Source organism: Acidimicrobiales bacterium (assembly GCA_025455885.1).
Taxonomy (GTDB): Bacteria; Actinomycetota; Acidimicrobiia; order Acidimicrobiales; family Acidimicrobilacustridaceae; genus Rhabdothermincola_A.
The window spans coordinates 204,884-221,756 of record JALOLR010000001.1 but is presented as its reverse complement, the minus strand read 5'-3'; the positions used below and the strand labels follow the sequence as shown (position 1 = coordinate 221,756).

Annotated in this window: 16 protein-coding genes and 1 tRNA gene; 4 read left to right on the top strand and 13 right to left on the bottom strand. The window is 73.3% G+C overall.

What is annotated here, in order from left to right:
- Positions 1–80: 80 nt before the first annotated feature.
- Positions 81–1,349 (bottom strand): hypothetical protein, encoded by a 1,269-nt coding sequence (locus MUE36_01065; GenBank protein MCU0309521.1) that lies wholly within the window; start codon positions 1,347–1,349, stop codon positions 81–83.
- 33 nt (positions 1,350–1,382) lie between these two features.
- Here MUE36_01065 and rpe point away from each other — a divergent pair, with 33 nt between their 5' ends.
- Positions 1,383–2,102, top strand: a complete 720-nt coding sequence (gene rpe / locus MUE36_01060) for a ribulose-phosphate 3-epimerase (protein MCU0309520.1) — start codon at positions 1,383–1,385, stop codon at positions 2,100–2,102.
- Positions 2,103–2,149: 47 nt separating this feature from the next.
- Positions 2,150–2,602 carry a hypothetical protein gene (locus MUE36_01055; protein MCU0309519.1) on the top strand — a complete coding sequence of 151 codons (453 nt, stop codon included), beginning with the start codon at positions 2,150–2,152 and terminating at the stop codon, positions 2,600–2,602.
- A 42-nt stretch (positions 2,603–2,644) separates the two neighbouring features.
- Here the strand turns inward: MUE36_01055 and MUE36_01050 are convergent, their stop codons facing one another.
- On the bottom strand, positions 2,645–3,205 hold the full coding sequence (locus tag MUE36_01050) for an ATP-dependent Clp protease proteolytic subunit (protein MCU0309518.1): 561 nt from the start codon (positions 3,203–3,205) through the stop codon (positions 2,645–2,647).
- 173 nt (positions 3,206–3,378) lie between these two features.
- Here MUE36_01050 and MUE36_01045 point away from each other — a divergent pair.
- Positions 3,379–3,460: transfer RNA gene (locus tag MUE36_01045), tRNA-Leu, on the top strand.
- Between the two features lie 251 nt (positions 3,461–3,711).
- A complete protein-coding gene (locus MUE36_01040; GenBank protein ID MCU0309517.1) occupies positions 3,712–4,641 on the top strand; it encodes a ubiquinone biosynthesis protein COQ4 in 930 nt (309 codons plus the stop codon).
- A gap of 24 nt (positions 4,642–4,665) precedes the next feature.
- Here the strand turns inward: MUE36_01040 and MUE36_01035 are convergent, their stop codons facing one another.
- The 11 genes from MUE36_01035 to MUE36_00985 form a co-directional block, all read right to left on the bottom strand.
- A complete protein-coding gene (locus tag MUE36_01035; GenBank protein ID MCU0309516.1) occupies positions 4,666–5,172 on the bottom strand; it encodes a CPBP family intramembrane metalloprotease in 507 nt (168 codons plus the stop codon).
- Between the two features lie 480 nt (positions 5,173–5,652).
- On the bottom strand, positions 5,653–6,648 hold the full coding sequence (locus MUE36_01030) for an ABC transporter permease (GenBank protein MCU0309515.1): 996 nt from the start codon (positions 6,646–6,648) through the stop codon (positions 5,653–5,655).
- Between the two features lie 23 nt (positions 6,649–6,671).
- Complete coding sequence (locus MUE36_01025; GenBank protein ID MCU0309514.1) at positions 6,672–7,556, bottom strand: ABC transporter permease; 885 nt, start codon at positions 7,554–7,556, stop codon at positions 6,672–6,674.
- The gene (locus tag MUE36_01020; protein ID MCU0309513.1) at positions 7,556–9,571 is read right to left on the bottom strand and encodes an ABC transporter ATP-binding protein; all 2,016 of its coding nucleotides are present in this window, start codon (positions 9,569–9,571) and stop codon (positions 7,556–7,558) included. The genes MUE36_01025 and MUE36_01020 overlap by 1 nt, the downstream gene beginning before the upstream one ends.
- Positions 9,568–11,157 (bottom strand): ABC transporter substrate-binding protein, encoded by a 1,590-nt coding sequence (locus tag MUE36_01015; GenBank protein MCU0309512.1) that lies wholly within the window; start codon positions 11,155–11,157, stop codon positions 9,568–9,570. The genes MUE36_01020 and MUE36_01015 overlap by 4 nt, the downstream gene beginning before the upstream one ends.
- Positions 11,158–11,233: 76 nt before the next feature.
- Complete coding sequence (locus tag MUE36_01010; GenBank protein MCU0309511.1) at positions 11,234–12,007, bottom strand: SDR family NAD(P)-dependent oxidoreductase; 774 nt, start codon at positions 12,005–12,007, stop codon at positions 11,234–11,236.
- Positions 12,004–12,714 carry a gamma-glutamyl-gamma-aminobutyrate hydrolase family protein gene (locus MUE36_01005; GenBank protein ID MCU0309510.1) on the bottom strand — a complete coding sequence of 237 codons (711 nt, stop codon included), beginning with the start codon at positions 12,712–12,714 and terminating at the stop codon, positions 12,004–12,006. The genes MUE36_01010 and MUE36_01005 overlap by 4 nt, the downstream gene beginning before the upstream one ends.
- A 2-nt stretch (positions 12,715–12,716) precedes the next feature.
- A complete protein-coding gene (locus MUE36_01000) occupies positions 12,717–14,096 on the bottom strand; it encodes a hypothetical protein (protein MCU0309509.1) in 1,380 nt (459 codons plus the stop codon).
- Positions 14,096–14,923: a creatininase family protein gene (locus MUE36_00995; protein ID MCU0309508.1), complete on the bottom strand. Its 828-nt coding sequence runs from the start codon at positions 14,921–14,923 to the stop codon at positions 14,096–14,098. Before MUE36_00995 ends, MUE36_01000 begins: the two co-directional genes overlap by 1 nt.
- Entirely contained in the window at positions 14,920–15,735 is an 816-nt protein-coding gene (locus MUE36_00990; protein ID MCU0309507.1) for a hypothetical protein, read from the bottom strand. The genes MUE36_00995 and MUE36_00990 overlap by 4 nt, the downstream gene beginning before the upstream one ends.
- Positions 15,735–16,793: an aromatic ring-hydroxylating dioxygenase subunit alpha gene (locus MUE36_00985; protein ID MCU0309506.1), complete on the bottom strand. Its 1,059-nt coding sequence runs from the start codon at positions 16,791–16,793 to the stop codon at positions 15,735–15,737. The genes MUE36_00990 and MUE36_00985 overlap by 1 nt, the downstream gene beginning before the upstream one ends.
- Positions 16,794–16,873 lie beyond the last annotated feature (80 nt).

The window sequence follows — 16,873 nt, the reverse complement described above, 5'->3', positions numbered from 1 at the left end:
GCCGACGGCGCGTCCGGATGACCTGTGCCGGAATCCTCGCTCATGACCCCATGCTCGCCCACCGACGCGTCATGTTCAGGTCACCCGCCGTCCACCTCCCGGTCGAACCGGGTGACCACCTCGACGTGGCTGGTGTGGGGGAAGAGGTCGACCACGACGGACTCGACGAGGCGGTAGCCCGCGGCGGCCAACAGCGCGGCGTCACGGCCCGCGGAGGCGGCGTCGCAGCTCACCAGGACGATCCGAGCCGCCCGGGTGGCGGCCAGCACCGCCACCGCCCGCCGCCCGAGCCCGGCCCGCGACGGGTCGGCCACCACGAGGTCGGCCCGCGGGGCCCGGAAGCGCTCCACCGACGCCCCGACCACCCGCACCGCCAGGTCACCGAGGTTGTGACGGGCGTCGGCCACCGACGAGCGGCTCCGCTCGACCGCCACCGCCCGCCACCCCGGGCCGTCCGGCCCCACCCGGTCGAGCAGGGCCCCGGCGAAGAGCCCCACGCCGCAGTACGCGTCGACCAGGGTGCGGGGGCCGCCGCTCGCCGACCCCGGCCCCGGCCCCGACAGGACGTCGCCGACGGCGTCGTGCACCACGGCGACCAACGCCTCGGCGCCGTCGGCGCGGGTCTGGAAGAACGAGTCGGCCGAGATCCGGAACCGGCGCCCGGCCACGTCGTCGTGGAGCCAGGCCCGACGCCCCGCGGCCAGCTCGTCACGGCCCACCACGACGACGTCGTCGGGCAGGACGACCCCCTCGGTCGTCGGTGCCACCACGGCCAACCGCTCGCCGCTCGCCGCGCCCACCCGCAGCGTCACCTCCGTCGCGGCACCGAACTCCCCGTCGGCGACCAGCTCGTCGAGGAGGGGATGGGCCACCACGCAGTGGTCGATCGCCACGACGTCGTGGCTGGCCGCCGCCCGCAGGCCCGCCCGCCCGCCGGTGACGGCCAGGCGCAGCGTGGTCCGGAAGCCCTCGGTGGGCAGCGGCGGGCCGGCCCGGACCACCGGGTCCGGGATCCGCCCGAGACGCCGCAGCGCGTCGACCACCATCGCCTCCTTGGCCGCCACCTGCCCCGACGCCGCGAGGTCGGGGAGGTCGCAGCCCCCGCACCCGTCGGCCACGTGGGCGCAGTGGGCCGGTCGGCGATCGGGCGAGGCCTCCAGGACGGCGTCGACGACGGCCCGCTCGACGCCCCGGCGGGCGCCCAGCAGTCGGACCCGCACCCGCTCCCCCGGCAGCGCCCCCCGGACCAGCACCACCCGCCCGTCGTCGCGGCGGGCCAGCGCCTCTCCCCCGGCGACGAGGCGCTCGGCGTCCACGACGACCTGAGCCGCTCCCTCGCCGTCGATCATCGGCGCAGCGTAGGCAGGTATCGTCAGCCGTCCGTGCCCGCCGTCCCCGCCGAGGCCCACATGCCCGAGACCGGCCCCCGAGCCGTCGAGATCGTCCCGTCGGTGCTCCCCGCCGACTTCGCCCACCTCGGCGACGCCTGCATCGCCCTCGAGAAGGCCGGTGTCGATCGCATCCAGTGGGACGTCATGGACGGCACCTTCGTCCCGAACCTGACCTTCGGCGCCGACGTCGTGGCCGCCGCCCGGCCGCACGTGACCGTGCCCTTCGAGGCCCACCTGATGGTCCACGAGCCCACCTGGATCCTCGACACGATGGTCGAGGCGGGCTGCCGACTGCTCATCGTGCACGCCGAGGCGTGCACCCACCTGCACCGCACGCTCGGGCGCATCCGCGACCTCGGGGCCTCGGCGGCGGTGGCCCTCAACCCCGCCACCCCCGTCGACGCCGTGGCCAACGTGCTCGACCTCGTGGAGATGGTGCTGGTCATGACCGTCAACCCCGGCTTCGGGGGCCAGAGCTACATCCCCACGATGGAGCCGAAGATCGCCGAGGTGCGGGCCCTGGTCGTCGACCGGGGCCTCGACGTCGACATCGAGGTCGACGGCGGCATCGGCCCGTCGACGATCGGCGGGGCGGCCGCCGCGGGGGCCAACGTGCTGGTCGCCGGCAGCGCCCTGTTCCGCGACCCGTCGGGCCTCGAGCACGCCACCAGCGAGCTCCGCGCCCTGGCCGTCGCGGCCCGACGCGGGTGACGACCCGCACCTCCCGAGCCCGCCGCCCGCACCGTGCCGTGCCGGCCGTGCTCGTCGCCGCGATCCTCGCCGGCGGCGGCGCAGCGTGCAGTGCCGAGCCCGAGCCCTCCCGGGAGGCGCTGTGCGAGCAGCTCCTGCGCACCGAGGGCCTCGACGAGGCGCTGGCCACCGCCGACGCGGTCGCCCTCTCGATCCAGGCCGACGCCATGCGGTCCGCGGTCGACGTGGCCCCGCCCGAGATCGAGCCGTCCGTACGGGTGCTCGCCGACACCCTCGACGTGCTCGTCGCCACGGTCGACACGGCCGGCGGCGACCGCCGGACCGCCCTGTCGGAGGTGCTGCGCGGCCGTCAGGACCAGGCCGACACGGTGAGCGCAGCGGGCAACGAGGTGACGAGGTGGACCGGCGCCAACTGCGGGGTCGACCTCGCCACCGGCGGCCTGGTGCCGACCACACCGCCACCCCCGCCCACGGCGGACGCCGAACCGCCCGCCCCCTGAGCGGGCCGCCGACCCGATCCGGAGACGGGTCGGCGGATCCGGTCAGCGCAGCTCGCCGCGGCCCTCGATGACCTTGTCGACCAGGCCGTACTCCTTGGCCTGCTCGGCGGTGAACCAGCGGTCACGCTCGGAGTCGAGCTCGATCTGCTCGACCGGCTGGCCGGAGTGGTGGGCGATGCGCTCGGCCATGAGACGCTTGATGTAGGCCATCTGCTCGGCCTGGATCGCGATGTCGGACGCCTGACCCTGCACCCCGCCGAGGGGCTGGTGCATCAGGATGCGGGCGTGGGGCAGCGTGAAGCGCTTCCCCGGGGCCCCGGCGGTGAGGAGGAACTGGCCCATCGAGGCGGCCAGCCCCATGCAGATGGTGCCGACGTCCGGGGAGATGAACTGCATGGTGTCGTAGATGGCCATGCCGGCGGTGATGACGCCGCCCGGGGAGTTGATGTACAGCCAGATGTCCTTGTCGGGGTCCTGGCCCTCGAGGTAGAGCAGCTGGGCCACGATCTGGTTGGCGACGGTGTCGTTCACATCGCTGCCGAGCACCACGATGCGCTCCTTGAGCAACATGCGGTAGATCTCCGAGCCCGGCTCCGTGACCATCGTCTGGGCCGTGGGTGCGAGCGGCGAGTGATCCATCGGTCTCCTCGGGTGCGGGCTCGCCCGGGCGGGCGGAGCTGGGGTGGGCCGCCCCTCGGCGACCCGCTGGGCAGACTACCGGCGTCGCCCCCACGGCCCTCCCTGCCGGCCGCGGCGCTACGGTGAGCCCACCACGAGCGAGCGTGGCGGAACTGGCAGACGCGTCGGGTTTAGGTCCCGGTGTCCTCGGACGTGGGGGTTCGAGTCCCCCCGCTCGCACCGCACCCATGGCGGCGCGGAGCGCCGCGGGTGCGCCTCGGTCGCCGGCGCTTCCCCTCGCCGCCCGGCCATGGCTCGCCACCACCTCACGCCCCGCGGAGCGCCGCGGGTGCGCCTCGGTCGCTGGCGCTTCCCCTCGCCGCCCGGCCACCCGACACCGTGCACTCCACCTCCGCTGGCGGCGGCGCGAAGAGCCGCTGCTGGCCCTGGGGATCCGCGACGGGCACACGGGGCAACTGGCAGAGTGCAGCGTGCCTCGCATCCTCGATGACCGCCATGCCGTCCCGACGCTGGCCATCCTGGTGGGGGTGTGCTCCGTCGGCGCCGGACCCACCGAGGAGCAGCGATCGCTCATCGGAGCGCTGGCGAGGGGCTACTTCCACGTACCCGTGGCGGTGGACGAGCTCACCGCCCTCAGACCCGAGGAGGCGGCGGCGACCTTCACCGACGACGAGCAGCGACGCCGGGTGCGCCACCTGCTCGTCCTCGCCGAGATGTGCCGGCACCCGCTCATCGCGGACCAGGTGGAGCGAGTCGCGACCTACGCCCGGTACCTCGGGGGCGACGACGACGCCATGGCCATCGCCCGGGACCTGGTCCAGGCGGGAGTGGCGGCAGCCAGCCAGGACTACTACCGGTGGCTCAGTGCGGCCGAGCCGGGGCTGCGCGAGCCCTCGCTGGCGGGACCCCCGGGGAGCGCCCCGATCCGGAGGGATCCGGCGCTCGCCGCCCGGCTACGTGGGTTACAGGCGTGCCCAGAGGGTTCGCTGGGCCGAGCCTACGTGGCCTTCTACGACACCCACGGATTCCCCCTCCCCGGCGAGGACACCTCGTCGGCGGCCGTGTTCGTCGCCCACGACATGAACCATGTCATCGCCGGCTACGAGCCGACCGGGATCGGCGAGATCGCCCTCGGCGCACTGCAGCTCGGCATCGCCGACACCGACGAGCACTGGGTGCAGCTCATGGGCAACCTGGGCGTGCACGAGGCGGGCTTCGTCGACAAGGGGGCGAGCCACGCGGTGCTGTCCCGGCCCGGAGCCACTGCGATCGTGGCGCACGCCTTCGACCGGGGGGCGCGCTGCGGCGCCGACTTCACGTCGGCCGATCACCTCGCCATGGTCGACGAGCCGCTCGAGCTCGTGCGCGAGCGGTTCGGGGTCCCCCCGCGCGAGCTCTGATCGCCGGCGCTTCCCCTCGCTCGATCAGGTGAGCAGCAGGGCCAGGACGCCGATCGTGTTGACCACCGAATGCGCCACGATGGCCGGGCCCAGGCGGCCGTTCGCCCGCAGCACCAACAGCGCGAACACCGCACCGTAGGCCCCGGTCACCACGACGATGAACAGGCCCGAGAACGTCAGGGCCGAGACGTGGAACATCCCGAAGACGATCGAGCTGGCGGCGATGCCGATCGGCAGGCCGAAGCGCCGGGCCACGGCGCGCAGCATGAGTCCCCGGAAGAACAGCTCCTCGGCGATCGGCGTGAGCACCGCCACGAGCACCCACAGCACGAACCCGCCGACGAGCCCCGGCGAGGAGGGCAGGAAGTCGCCGTTCGACGGCGGGTCGTCGCCCGAGACGACGGTCCACAGCACACCGCCGGCCACCGACACGGCGATGGCCCCCACCCCGCCGAGCAGGCCCCAGGCGACGTCGATCCAACGGATGTCGAGACCGAAGTCCTTCACCAGGCTGCGCTGGCCCTTGCGCATCGTGGCCACGATCGGCCAGCCGACGAAGCCCATCCACCCGGCGCTCAACGCCACGGCGACCATGCCGACGCCGAGCTCGTCGATGCTGCCGTCCTGGACGTCGATCGCCCCGAACACGAACAGGGCGATGGTGGCGAGGATCCCGCCGGTCACCCACAGCAGGAGGCCGTAGACCACGTCGCCCATCCCCCACCGGATGACGGGGAGGGGCGGGGCCCCGGCCGGGGCGGCGGGTGGGGGGCCGTACGGCGGTGGCACCGCCGGGTACGGCTGCGGGGTCGTGCCGAGGGTGGGCGGGGCGGCCGGGTACCCCGGCGGCGGGACGGCGGGGGGCGCCCAGGCGGGCGGGCCGTCGACGGGCCGCGACGCCGGCGGAGGAGTGGGCGGAGGAGGAGGTGGCGGCGGGGGCGGGACGCCGGGATCGGTCACCGACCCAGTCTGCCTGCTGGGACCCCGCCCCCCACGGTCAGCGAGGAGCGCTCAGACCCGCAACCGGGGATCGGCGGCGGTCTGGGCGATGTCGACGATCGTGTTCACCACGACGTAGAGCACCCCGAGCACGAGCGTCACCCCGGCGATGGCCGGGAAGTCGAGCCGGGGAATGCTCTGCACCGTGTACAGGCCGATGCCCGGCCAGGCCACGATCGACTCGACGACCACCACCCCGGCGAACATCAGGCCCACCTGCAGGCCGGTCATCGACAGGGCCGGACCGATCCCGTTGCGCAGGGCATGGCGGCGCATCACGGTCCGCTCGGGCGTGCCGAGGCTGCGGGCGGTGCGCACGAAGTCGGTGCCCATCGTGTCGATGATGCTGCCCCGCAGCGTGCGGCCGATCGCCACCGCAGGGCCGATGGCCAGGCACAGCCCGGGCAGGAGCAGGTGGCGGAAGGCGTCGCCCACCACGTCGAAGCGCAACGCGAGGAGACCGTCGAGGACGAGGAAGTTGGTGGGACCCTCCGGCGCATCGGAGATCCCGGTCCGTCCGGTGGCGGGGAGCCAGCCGAGTTGTCGGTAGAACACCAACAGCCCGAGCAGCACCAACAGGAACACCGGCGCCGACGAGCCCCCGACGAGCACGACCCGCAGGACCCCCGAGCCCCGCCAGCGCGCCGCCGAGGCGATCCCGAGCGCCCCACCGATCCCGATGGCGAGCAGGAGCGAGAACAGGGCCAGCTCGGCGGTGGCCGGCAGGAACTCGCCGAGATCCTCGGCGACCGGGCGACGGGTGCGCAGGGACTCCTGCAGATCGCCCGTCACGAGGCCGGTGACGTAGTCGAGGTACTGCACCGGGAGGGGATCGTTGTAGCCGAGTCGCTCACGTTCGGCCTCGACCATCTCGGGCCGGGCGCTGGCGCCCAGCTTGGCCCGTACCGGGTCGGCCGGCGTGTAGCGCTGCAGCACCAACAACAACAGCACCAACACGAGGATGACGCCGATCATGGCGCCGATGCGCCCGACGATGAACCGTGCCATGGCCTAGGTCCTCCCCGGGGCCGTCACCGGCGCCCGATCAGGTCTCGGATGCCGTCGCCGGCGAGATTGGCCACCAGCGCGAGGAGGAACACCGCCACCGCGGGGACCAGGGGGATCCATGCGTACTCGAGCAGGTAGGTGAGTCCCCGGGCGGTCATGGCGCCCAGCTCGGGCGCCGGGGCGGGGGCGCCGAGACCCAGGAACGACAGGCTGGCCAGGGTGAGCAGCAGCGCGCTGACGTCGAGCGACGCCGCCACCACCGTCACGCCAACCGTGCCGGGGAGCAGGTGGCGCACCATGATCCGCGTGCGGCCCGCCCCGGCCAGCCGGGCGGCCTCCACGTGGGGCCGTGACGCCAGCGCCCGCACCTCGCCGCGCACGATGCGGGCGTAGTACGGCCACCAGACCAGCCCCACCGCCACGAGCGTGTTGCGCAGCCCGGGGCCGAGCGCGGCGACCACGGCGATGGCGAGCACGGGGCCGGGGAGGGCGAGGAAGGTGTCGGTGATGCGCATCAGCACCGCGTCGACCCAGCCGCCCGCCGCGCCGGCGAGCAGTCCGACGATCCCGCCGATGATCACCCCGGAGAGGATGACGACCAGCGCCGAGAACCAGCTCGACTGGATGCCGTAGAGGACCCGGCTCAGGATGTCGCGGCCGATGTCGTCGGTGCCGAGGAGGAACCCGGGCGAGAACGGCGCCTGGAACGGCGCCCCGACCGCCTCGTCGGGCGGGTTCGGGGCCAGCAGGGGTCCGACGAGGGCCAGGAGGGTCACGAACCCGAGGAGACCGAGCGCGACCTTGTCGAAGGTCGTGCCGAGAGCCAGCATCCCGCCGCGTCGACGCAGCGCGGCCCGGCCGAACCGCCCCGGGACGGGGGGCGCCACGTACGGCTCGGCGACGGCCATCAGTCGCGGTCCTGGTGGTGGCAGGCGGTGAGGTGGTCGGGGCCGGCGACGAGCGACGGCGACACGACGAGCACGGGGTCCTCCTGGAGGCAGGCGTCGGTGGCCAGCGCGCACCGGGGGTGGAAGGCGCACCCCGCCGGGGGGTCGATGGCGCTGGGGGGGTCGCCGGGGAGCGGCACGTGCACCGCGCCCGGTTCGGGGACCGCGGCCAGCAGCGCCCGCGTGTAGGGGTGGCGCGGGTTGGCGATGACGTCGTCGACCGGACCGGACTCGACGATGCGCCCGAGGTACATCACGGCGACCCGGTCGGCGACGAGGCGGGCGGCGGCCAGGTCGTGGGTGACGAAGAGCACGGCCATGCCCAGCTCCCGGCGCAGGCGGCCGATCAGGTTCAGCGCCGTCGCCGCCAGGGAGACGTCGAGGGCGCTCGTGGGCTCGTCGCACAACAGCAACGCCGGCGGCCGGATGACCGCCCGGGCCAGCGCGGCGCGCTGACGCTGCCCGCCGGAGAGCTGCTTGGGTTTCGCGGCGGCCACCTCGGCGGGGAGGCCGACGAGCTCGAGCGTCTCGCGGGTCAGCCGGCGGCGCTCCGCCTTCGACTGGTCGAGGACGCGTTCCTCGAGCAGGTCGCCGACGGTGAGCCACGGGGTCATGGAGGCACCGGCGTCCTGGAAGACGATCTGGGGCTGCCCGCCCTCCCCGAGGGTGACCTGTCCGGCGTCCGGGCCGAGGAGCCCGGCGACCACCCGGAGCAACGTCGACTTGCCGCTCCCGCTCTCTCCGACCAGCGCGACGGACTGGCCGACCCCGACCTCGAGGTCGACACCGCGCAGGGCGTGAAGGGTGCGGGACCGGCGGAACCCCTGGCGGACCGCGAAGGACCGGTGGACGCCCTCGAGGCGGACCGGCGACTCCCTCGGCGTGCCGTACCCGGCGAGGGTGAGGGACACCCGGCCCCACGGCTCGTGCTCGGCGGCCGCGGCGGCCACCGTGTCGCCGGCCCGGATGCACGCGACGGTGCCCTCGTGGCCCCCGGGCCCGTCGCCGTCGACGAGCGCGGAGGTCAGCTCGGGCAGGGCGTCGTTGCAGGCGTCGACGGCGAAGTCGCACCGCGGCGCGAAGGCGCATCCCGGCGGCAGGTCCCGCGGGTCGGGGGGCTCGCCGGGCAGCGTGGCCAGCGGCCTGGTCCGGTCGCTCGCCAGGGTGAGTCGGCTGCGCAGCAGCGCCGTGGTGTAGGGGTGGACCGGCGCCCCGAGCACCGCCGCAGCCGGGCCGGTCTCGGCCACCCGCCCGCCGTACATGACGACGATGCGGTCGGCGAGCTGTGCGGCGACGCCCAGGTCGTGGGTCACGAACAGGAACGACGTCCCGGTCCGGTCGCAGAGATCACGGATGAGGGTGAGGATCTGGGCCTGCACGCTGACATCGAGGGCCGTCGTCGGCTCGTCGGCGATGACGAGCTGGGGTCGCCCGGCGATGGCCATGGCGATCATGACCCGCTGGCGCAGGCCACCGGAGAGCTGGTGGGGGTAGGAGCGGGCCCGAGGGGCCGGGTCGGGGATGCCGACCGCGTCGAGCAACTCGAGGTGGTCCTCGTCGTCCCCCGCCGCCTCCGCGACCTGGCGGCCCACCGTCATCGTGGGGTCGAGCGACGTCATCGGGTCCTGGAACACCGCTCCCAGGTGCAGGCGGCGCACCCGGCGCTGCTCGGCCGCCGGGGCCGACACCATGTCGACCCCGGCCACGACGGCCGAGCCTCCGACGGTGGGTGTCGGCGTGGCCGGAAGGAGCCCGAGCAGGCTCAGCCCCAGCACGCTCTTGCCCGAGCCGGACTCGCCGACGAGGCCGACGATCTCCCCGGGAGCGACGTCGAGGGACACCCCCCGCAGGGCCCGGACCTCCCGGCCCCCGCGCCGGAAGGTGACCGAGAGGTCGCGAACCGACGCCACCGGGCCCCCGGCCACCGCGTCAGCGGTGACCGGGGACTCGACGACGGTCGGGGCCGGAACGGTCATCCGGCGGTCAGGTCCTTCAGCCGCACGGTGTACGGCGTCGCGATCTGATGCACGAACCCGGTGATACCGGTGCGGGCCACCACCACCTCGAGGTTGTCGGCGATGGTGGTGTAGCAGCCCGAGTCGACGATCTCGTCACCGGCCTGGCCGTAGAACTGCTGCATGGGCGCCGTCTCGAGCTGGACGAGGCCCTGGTCCATCAGGGCGTCGGCGGCAGGGACGGAGCACCCGAGGAAGTTCAGGCCGCCCCCGGTGAAGTAGAAGATGCGGGCCCACGTGTCGGGGTGGGCGGCATCCGGGTTGAAGCTGAACAGCAACAGGTCGGGTCGGCCCGACTCGGCGGTGGGCAGCTCGAGCACCTGGCCGATGGGGAGCCCCCGGACGGTGACGTCGAGCCCGGCCTGCTCCAGGGTCGTGGCGACGGTCTCGGCGAGCCGGCCGATGGTGCCGCCCTCGTCCTCGGAGTACGCCATGTCGACCGAACGCTGGTCCGCGGGGAGCGCGGCCACCGCCGTGGTGAGAGCCTCCGGGTCGTAGGTGTCGACGTCGAGGGCCAGCGTGGGCGGCAGGACGGTGGCCGGGTAGACCTGGGTGCTCGGCTCTGCCTGTGTGGCGTAGATCTCCTCGGTGAGCGCCTCCTTGTCGAACGCCTGCTGGAGGCCCTTGCGCACCGCTTCGTCGGCGAAGGGACCCTGGTCGGGGTTGGCCGACAGCATCGTCTTGATGAGCACCGGGAACGTCTGGACCTGGAAGTCGGGGTTCTCGCGGAAGCTCTCGACGTCGGCCACGGGGAGGCCGTGGGTCATCATGTCCAGCTCGCCGCTCTCGAGCTTCAGCCGCTGGGTGGCGATGTCCGGGATGATCGAGATGTTGACCGTCTCGAAGTACGGCTTCGGGCCCCAGTAGTTGGGGTTCAGCGTGAGCTGGTACCCGGTACCGACGTTGAACTCCGAGATCTGGTACGGCCCGGTGCCGGCGGAGTTGGTGGCCAGATAGCTCTGGGCGAAGTCGTCGCCGCCCTCGGCGGCCAGGACGGTCGGGTCGACGGCCTTCGGGCCGTAGGCGGCGGCCAGGTAGTCGAGGAAGGGGTTGACCGGGTTGGCGAGCGTGACCACGAAGGTCGTCGGGTCGGGGGCGGCGGTCGAGACGACGTCGGCCAACATGTAGGCCGGTGCGGCGTTGACGTCGAGGCGCCGCTGGAAGCTCTCCACCCAGGCCTGGGCGTCGGCGGGGGCGCCGCTCGCGAACTTGACGTCCGGCTTCAGGTTGAACGTGTACGTCAGCCCGTCCGGGGAGACCGTCCAGGAGTCGGCCAGCGCCGGCTCGATCTCCGGGGAGCTGGGCTTGTAGCGGACGAGTCCCTCGTACACCGAGGTCACGACGAGGTTCCCCTCGATCTCGTAGAAGATGTCGGGGTCGGGGACCTGCATGTCGGCGACGAAGGCCACGTCGAGGGTGGTGTCCTCGCTGCCGCCGCCGGTGCCCTCCGACGACGAGTCGGACGAACCCGACGAGCAGGCCGCCAGCACGAGGGCCAGTACGACGGTCAGTGCGGCGAAGAGTCGCAGACGGGATGGTCGGGTCACGGTGCCTCCGGGGGGGTGGGGGTGGTTCGGGGGGATGGGGTGGGAACGGTCGTCGAGGGGTGGGGAACGGTCGGGGTCAGTGCAGGACGGCGCCCCCGTTGACGAGGAGGGTCTGACCGGTGAGGAACGCGGCGTCGGGGCCGGCGAGCCAGGCGACGAGGGCGCCGGCGTCGTCGGGGCGGCAGAACCGTCCGGCGGGGATGGCGTCGAGGTAGTCCTGGCGGACCTCGGCGACCGACCGGTGCGTGAAGCCCGACTCGGCCACCCGCTCGGCGGCCACCATGTCGGTCTCGGCCGTGCCCGGCCCCACTGCGTTCACGGTGATGCCCGCCGGGGCGAGCTCCACGGCGGCCGCCTGGGTGAGACCGACGACCGCGAACTTCGTGGCGCTGTAGGCGCCGAGGTAGGGGAAGCCCTGCACGCCGGCCTCGGAGGCCACGTTGACGATCCGACCGCAGCGCCGGTGGGTCAACATGCTGCGCGCCGCCGCCCGCATCCCGTGGAACGTGCCCATGACGTTGACGGCCAACATGCGCTCGAGGTCGCACGGTTCGGTGTCGACCACCGGGGCCAGGACCGACACCCCGGCGTTGTTGACCCACACCTCGAGGTCGCCGAGGTCCTCGGCCGCCTCGGCGAGCACCTGGGAGGCGGCCGGGTCGACCACGTCGCCGCGCACGAGGGTCGCCCGCCGGCCGGCGGCCTGCACGTCGGCCACGGTGCGGGCCGCGGCGGCCTCGTCGGAGGTCCAGTTCACGACCACGTGGTTCCCGGCCCGGGCCAACGCCAACGCGATGCCCCGGCCCAGGCCGCGGCCGCCGCCGGTGACCACGGCCACCCGGTCCCTCACGACCCCGACCCCACCAGCCAGCGGAACGGGGCGTGGAACACGTCGTCGAAGCCGAGCATGCGCTCGGGGTGCCACTGGATCCCCAGCACCCCGGGGGCCTCGAAGGCCTCGATCAGGCCGTCGGGGGCGAACGCCGTGGCCTCGAGGCCCTCGCCGAGCACCTTCACGCCCTGGTGGTGCAGCGAGTTGACCTTGGTCCGCCCGGCGAGCAGGCCCTCGATCAGCGAACCGGGCACCACCTCGAGGTCGTGCACCGGCTCGTGGGGCCGGTCCTCCACCGAGTGCTGGTCGAGCCCGTCGGTGACGAGGTCCTGGTGCAACGAGCCCCCGAGGGCGACGTTGAGGATCTGGATGCCCCTGCAGATCCCGAGGAGCCGCCGACCGCTCGCCACCGTCCGGCGCACCACCTCCACCTCGAGGCGGTCGCGGTCGGCGTCGATGCCCTTCACCAGGCCGCCGTCCGCCTCCCCGTAGAGGGTCGGGTCGACGTCGTGGCCGCCGGTGACGAGCACGGCGTCGCACTCGGCGACCGCGGCCAGCACCGCCTCGTCGGCGCCGGCGGGACCGGGCACGAGCAGCACCGGCAGCGCTCCGGCGGCGACGACGCCGTCGATGTAGCCGCGGTGGATCGAGAACCGCTCCTCGGGCTCGCGTCCGAGCAGCACGGCGACCCTCTGGACCGCGGTCGGCGAGGACGTGGTCGCCATGCTCAGAGCTCCAGCAGGTAGCGGTCGAGCTCCCAGGCGGAGACGGTGCTGTGGTAGTCGTCCCACTCGCCGCGCTTCATGTCGACGTAGTCGCTGACGAAGCGGGCCGGGAAGACGTCGTGGGTGAGCGGGTCGGCCTCGAAGGCGTCGACGGCCTCGAGCAGCGTGCGGGGCAGCCGGACGGCGCCGGGCGGCGGCTCGGACCAGGTGTAGGTCAGGCTGTCGATCGCCTCGCCCGGGTCGAGGTTCTCGCGGATCCCCTCGAGGCCGGCGGCGAACATGAACGCCGAGCACAGGTACGTGTTGACCGCCGAGTCGACCCCGCGGTTCTCGACGGCCGGGCGGTTGTGCGGGAGCCGCAGCATGCACGACCGGTTGTTGTCGCCGTAGGCCGCCCACACCGGCGCCCAGGAGATGTTGCCGTCGGCCAGACGGGGCTGGAGGCGCTTGTAGGAGTTCACCGTGGGGGTGGCGATGGCGGCCAGCGCCGGCGCGTGGCGCAGGATGCCGGCCACGAAGCCGTAGGCGGTCTTGCTCCACCCCTTCCCCCGGGCGTCCTCCTTGTCCCGGAAAGCGTTCTCGCCGGTCTCGACGTCGACGAGGCTCATGTTGAAGTGCTGGCCCGAGCCCCACCCCGCGGTGTACGGCTTCGGCATGAAGGTGGCCAAGAGGCCCGCCTCCTGGGCGGCGGCGCGCACCATGAGCTTGAACAGCGTCATGCGGTCCGACATCTCGAGGGCACTGAAGTAGCCGAAGTCGAACTCGTACTGCCCGTCGCCGCCTTCGGTGTCGAAGCTGAAGAGCCCGAAGCCGGTCTCGGTGAGGTAGCGCGACATCGGCTCGAGGAAGGACATGGCGTCGATGGCCGACGACACGTCGTAGGCCTGGGTCGGGGTGAGGCTGCCCGAGCGGTAGCCGGGGGCCAGGTAGCCGTCGCCTCGCTCGAGGCTGTCGGGGTGGAAGACGTAGAGCTCGGGCTCCACCCCGAGGCACATCCCGAACCCCTGCTCGGCGGCCAGGTCGACCTGGCGCTTCAGGATGCTCCGCGGGCAGTTCGAGAACGGCTCCGACCCGTCGGCGAGCAGGTCGGCGTTCATGAAGGCGAAGCGTCGGTCCCACGGCAGGATCTGCAGCGTCGAGAGGTCGGGCATGGCCACCGACTCGGACTCGACCGGGTCCATCATCCCGAGGCCTCCCATCCCCCTCGGCGTGTAGCGCTCCGAGCCGGCCAGCAGGTTCGGCAGGTGGTCGATGGGGACGACCTTGGCCTTCGCCCTCCCCAGGACGTCGACCCAGGCACCCATGGCGAACTCGACCCCCTTCTGCTGCAACGAGGCGACGAGCTCGGTGTGGGCTGCGTCGATCGGGTTCGTGGTGTCCATCAGGTCGGTCCTTTCGCGGCGGCCGACGATGCGGCCACGGGGCGGGGTCGGGGGGAGACGGTGGCGGGCCGGTGCGCGACGAGCGGGGGTTCCTCGACGCGGCCCCGCTCGACGAGCTCGCCCAGGGCGGTGACGGCGAGGCCGACCAGGTGCTCGCCGAGGGCGACGGAGGCCTGCGACGGGTTGCCGGTCACACCGTTCGTCGAGAGCGCCTCGGCGGTGTAGCGGAACACGAGCCCTTCGGTGCGGTCGGCGTCGTCGGCGCCGGCCATGGCGGTCGTGTCGACGAGGTGGGGGGCGAGCGCCAGCATCACCGAGGTCTCGGCGCGGTTGGCGTGGATGTCGTCGCCGTCGGCGGTGACCTCGGCGAGGATCTCGGGGGTGGCGGAGTACCAGTCGACGTAGGCCGCCCGGAGGTCGGGTCGGTGCAGGCGGAGGTGGTCGGTGGCCACCGACAGGGCGGCGCCGTTGCCGAAGTGGGCGTTGACGAACAGCAGCCGGGTGAGACCGGAGCAGGCCGCCCAGTCGGCGTACTCCCGCACGGTCGACGCGACGAGCTCGGGGGTGGAGGAGAGCGTGCCGGCCAGCACCCGCCCGTGCCCGAAGCTGCAGGCCACGGAGATGGCCGGGAGCACCAGGCAGCCGGTCCGCTCGGCGACCAGCTCGCACAGGCGGGTGGCGATGATGGTGTCCGTGCCCGACGGCAGGTGGGGGCCGTGCTGCTCGGTGGCGCCCACCGGGACGAGGCCGACCTCGTGGCCGTCGAGGGCGGTCAGCCGCACGCTCAGCTCGTCGGCCGACAGCTCCTCCCAGCGATTGGACCTCATGGGCCGCACCGTACGGACGGACTGTTTCGATACTGTTTCGACAGCGCCAACCGGTCGTGAACCAGGCCACCGGCCTCGACGACGACCCACGTCGTATCTGAGCCGGCAAACTTCATGCCGGCCTCCGAGGCGGGGTGGGCGTCCAGCCAGTCGGCAGTGGCCTCGGCGTCGGCGAGCGCCGGCGTGGCGTCCACGTCGGCCGACGCGACCGTGACGGGCGGGTCCACCTGGCGTCGGACGACCCGCCACCCGCCGTCCTCGTCCCGCAGGGCCTGGGACCAGGCGAACGCTCCCCCCGTGGACCGTCGGTCGACGAGCACGAGGCGGCGACCGCCCACCGCGACCGACATCGCCGTCGTGCGACTCTCGCCGTCGAAGCCCACGACGACCAGCGGCGCGGCCTCCGCGGGCTGCCGTCGCCACACCTCGCGGAACGGGGTCGGGGGGTCGTCGTCGTCGACGGTGCCGTGCTCCTCGAAGCAGTCGTCGGCCACCCACCGGGCCTCGGCGCCGTCGCCCTCGGCGAAGCCGCCCGTCCAGTCGACCTCGTGGGACCAGGAGAGCGCCCCCCCGACGGCGGGCTCGACGCCCTCCAGCGTCGTCCAGGCGCACCGTCCGCCGAACGCCTCGGCGCGGGCCCCGAGGGCCGTGGTGGCGGGCCCGGCCCGGCCGTCGGGTCGGGGGACGCGAACGTCGGCGAACCACTCACGGCCCTGGAGCCACATCACGTCGGCCGGTTCGGCGAGCTCCTCGCCCGCCACCGACACCCCGTCGCGGGTCCAACAGCCGACGAACGCCTCGGGGACCGTCATCACTCGCCGAGGACCTCGAGCAGGTGGCGCTGGAAGTTGGTGATCGGCCGCTCGTGCTCCTGGGCCATGGGCCCGACCCGGTACCGCGAGGACCGCACGGCTCGCTGGATGCCCTCGCAGGCGGCGATGTCCTCGACGACGAACGCCTCGATGCCCTTCTGGATGGCATCGAGGTCGGCGCCCGGCTCGGCGCGGACCCGCACGTCGACCTCCATGCGCTCGGGCCCGAGGGGCACGGCCACGTAGGTGATGAAGTACTCGGCCTCGCTGGCCATCAGGATGTTCGGGAAGAGGGCGTGGGCGCCGATGCCGTCACGGTCACGCTCGTCGATGTGGCTCACCGCGCCGGAACCGGCGGCCGGACGGCGGGTGCGGAGCCCGGCCTTCGACGGCTCGTGGCTGACCCAGTGCCGGCCGACCTGGTCCCACTCGAAGCGATTGTGGTCGAAGTCGCTCAGCGTGCGGCTGTGCAGGTACCAGAGGTGGTAGACGTCGACGTGGTTCTCGACGAAGAACTTCCAGTTGGTGGCGGCGGGCAGCTGGAAGTGCAGGACCTGGGTCAGCTCCTCGGGCCGGAAGCTGCCGATGCCGGTGGGGAACGCCCCCATCCACTCCTCGAGGGGGGTGGCGGAGGGATCGGGGTGCACGAAGACGTTGCCGCCCCACTCCCCCAAGGCGGCGGGCGGCAGCGCGCACGCCTGGTGGTCGAGGTCGGGGAACTGCTCGGGCTGGGGGACGTTGCGCAGCTCGCCGTCGAGCGAGAAGTTCCACGCGTGGTACGGGCAGCTGATGCCGGCCCGGGTGTTGCCGGAGCCGTCGAGCAGCTGGATGCCCCGGTGGGGGCACAGGTCGTGGAAGGCGGCGAGGCGACCGTCGAGCCCTCGAACGACCACGAGCGGGTCATGGCCCGCCACGATGGTGGTGTAGTCGCCGGGCTCGGCCACCTCGTGGGCGCTGCAGGCCAGGTGCCAGGTGTCGCCGAACAGGAGACGCTGCTCCCGTTCGAACCACTCGTCGCTGTAGTAGGCGTCAGGGGGGAGCAGGTAGGTGGTTTCCATACTCTATTGAGAGTACGGACCTCCTGTTGCCGCTTCGGGTGCGCAGCGTCACGATGAGGTGAAGGGGTGCTGACGGGTAG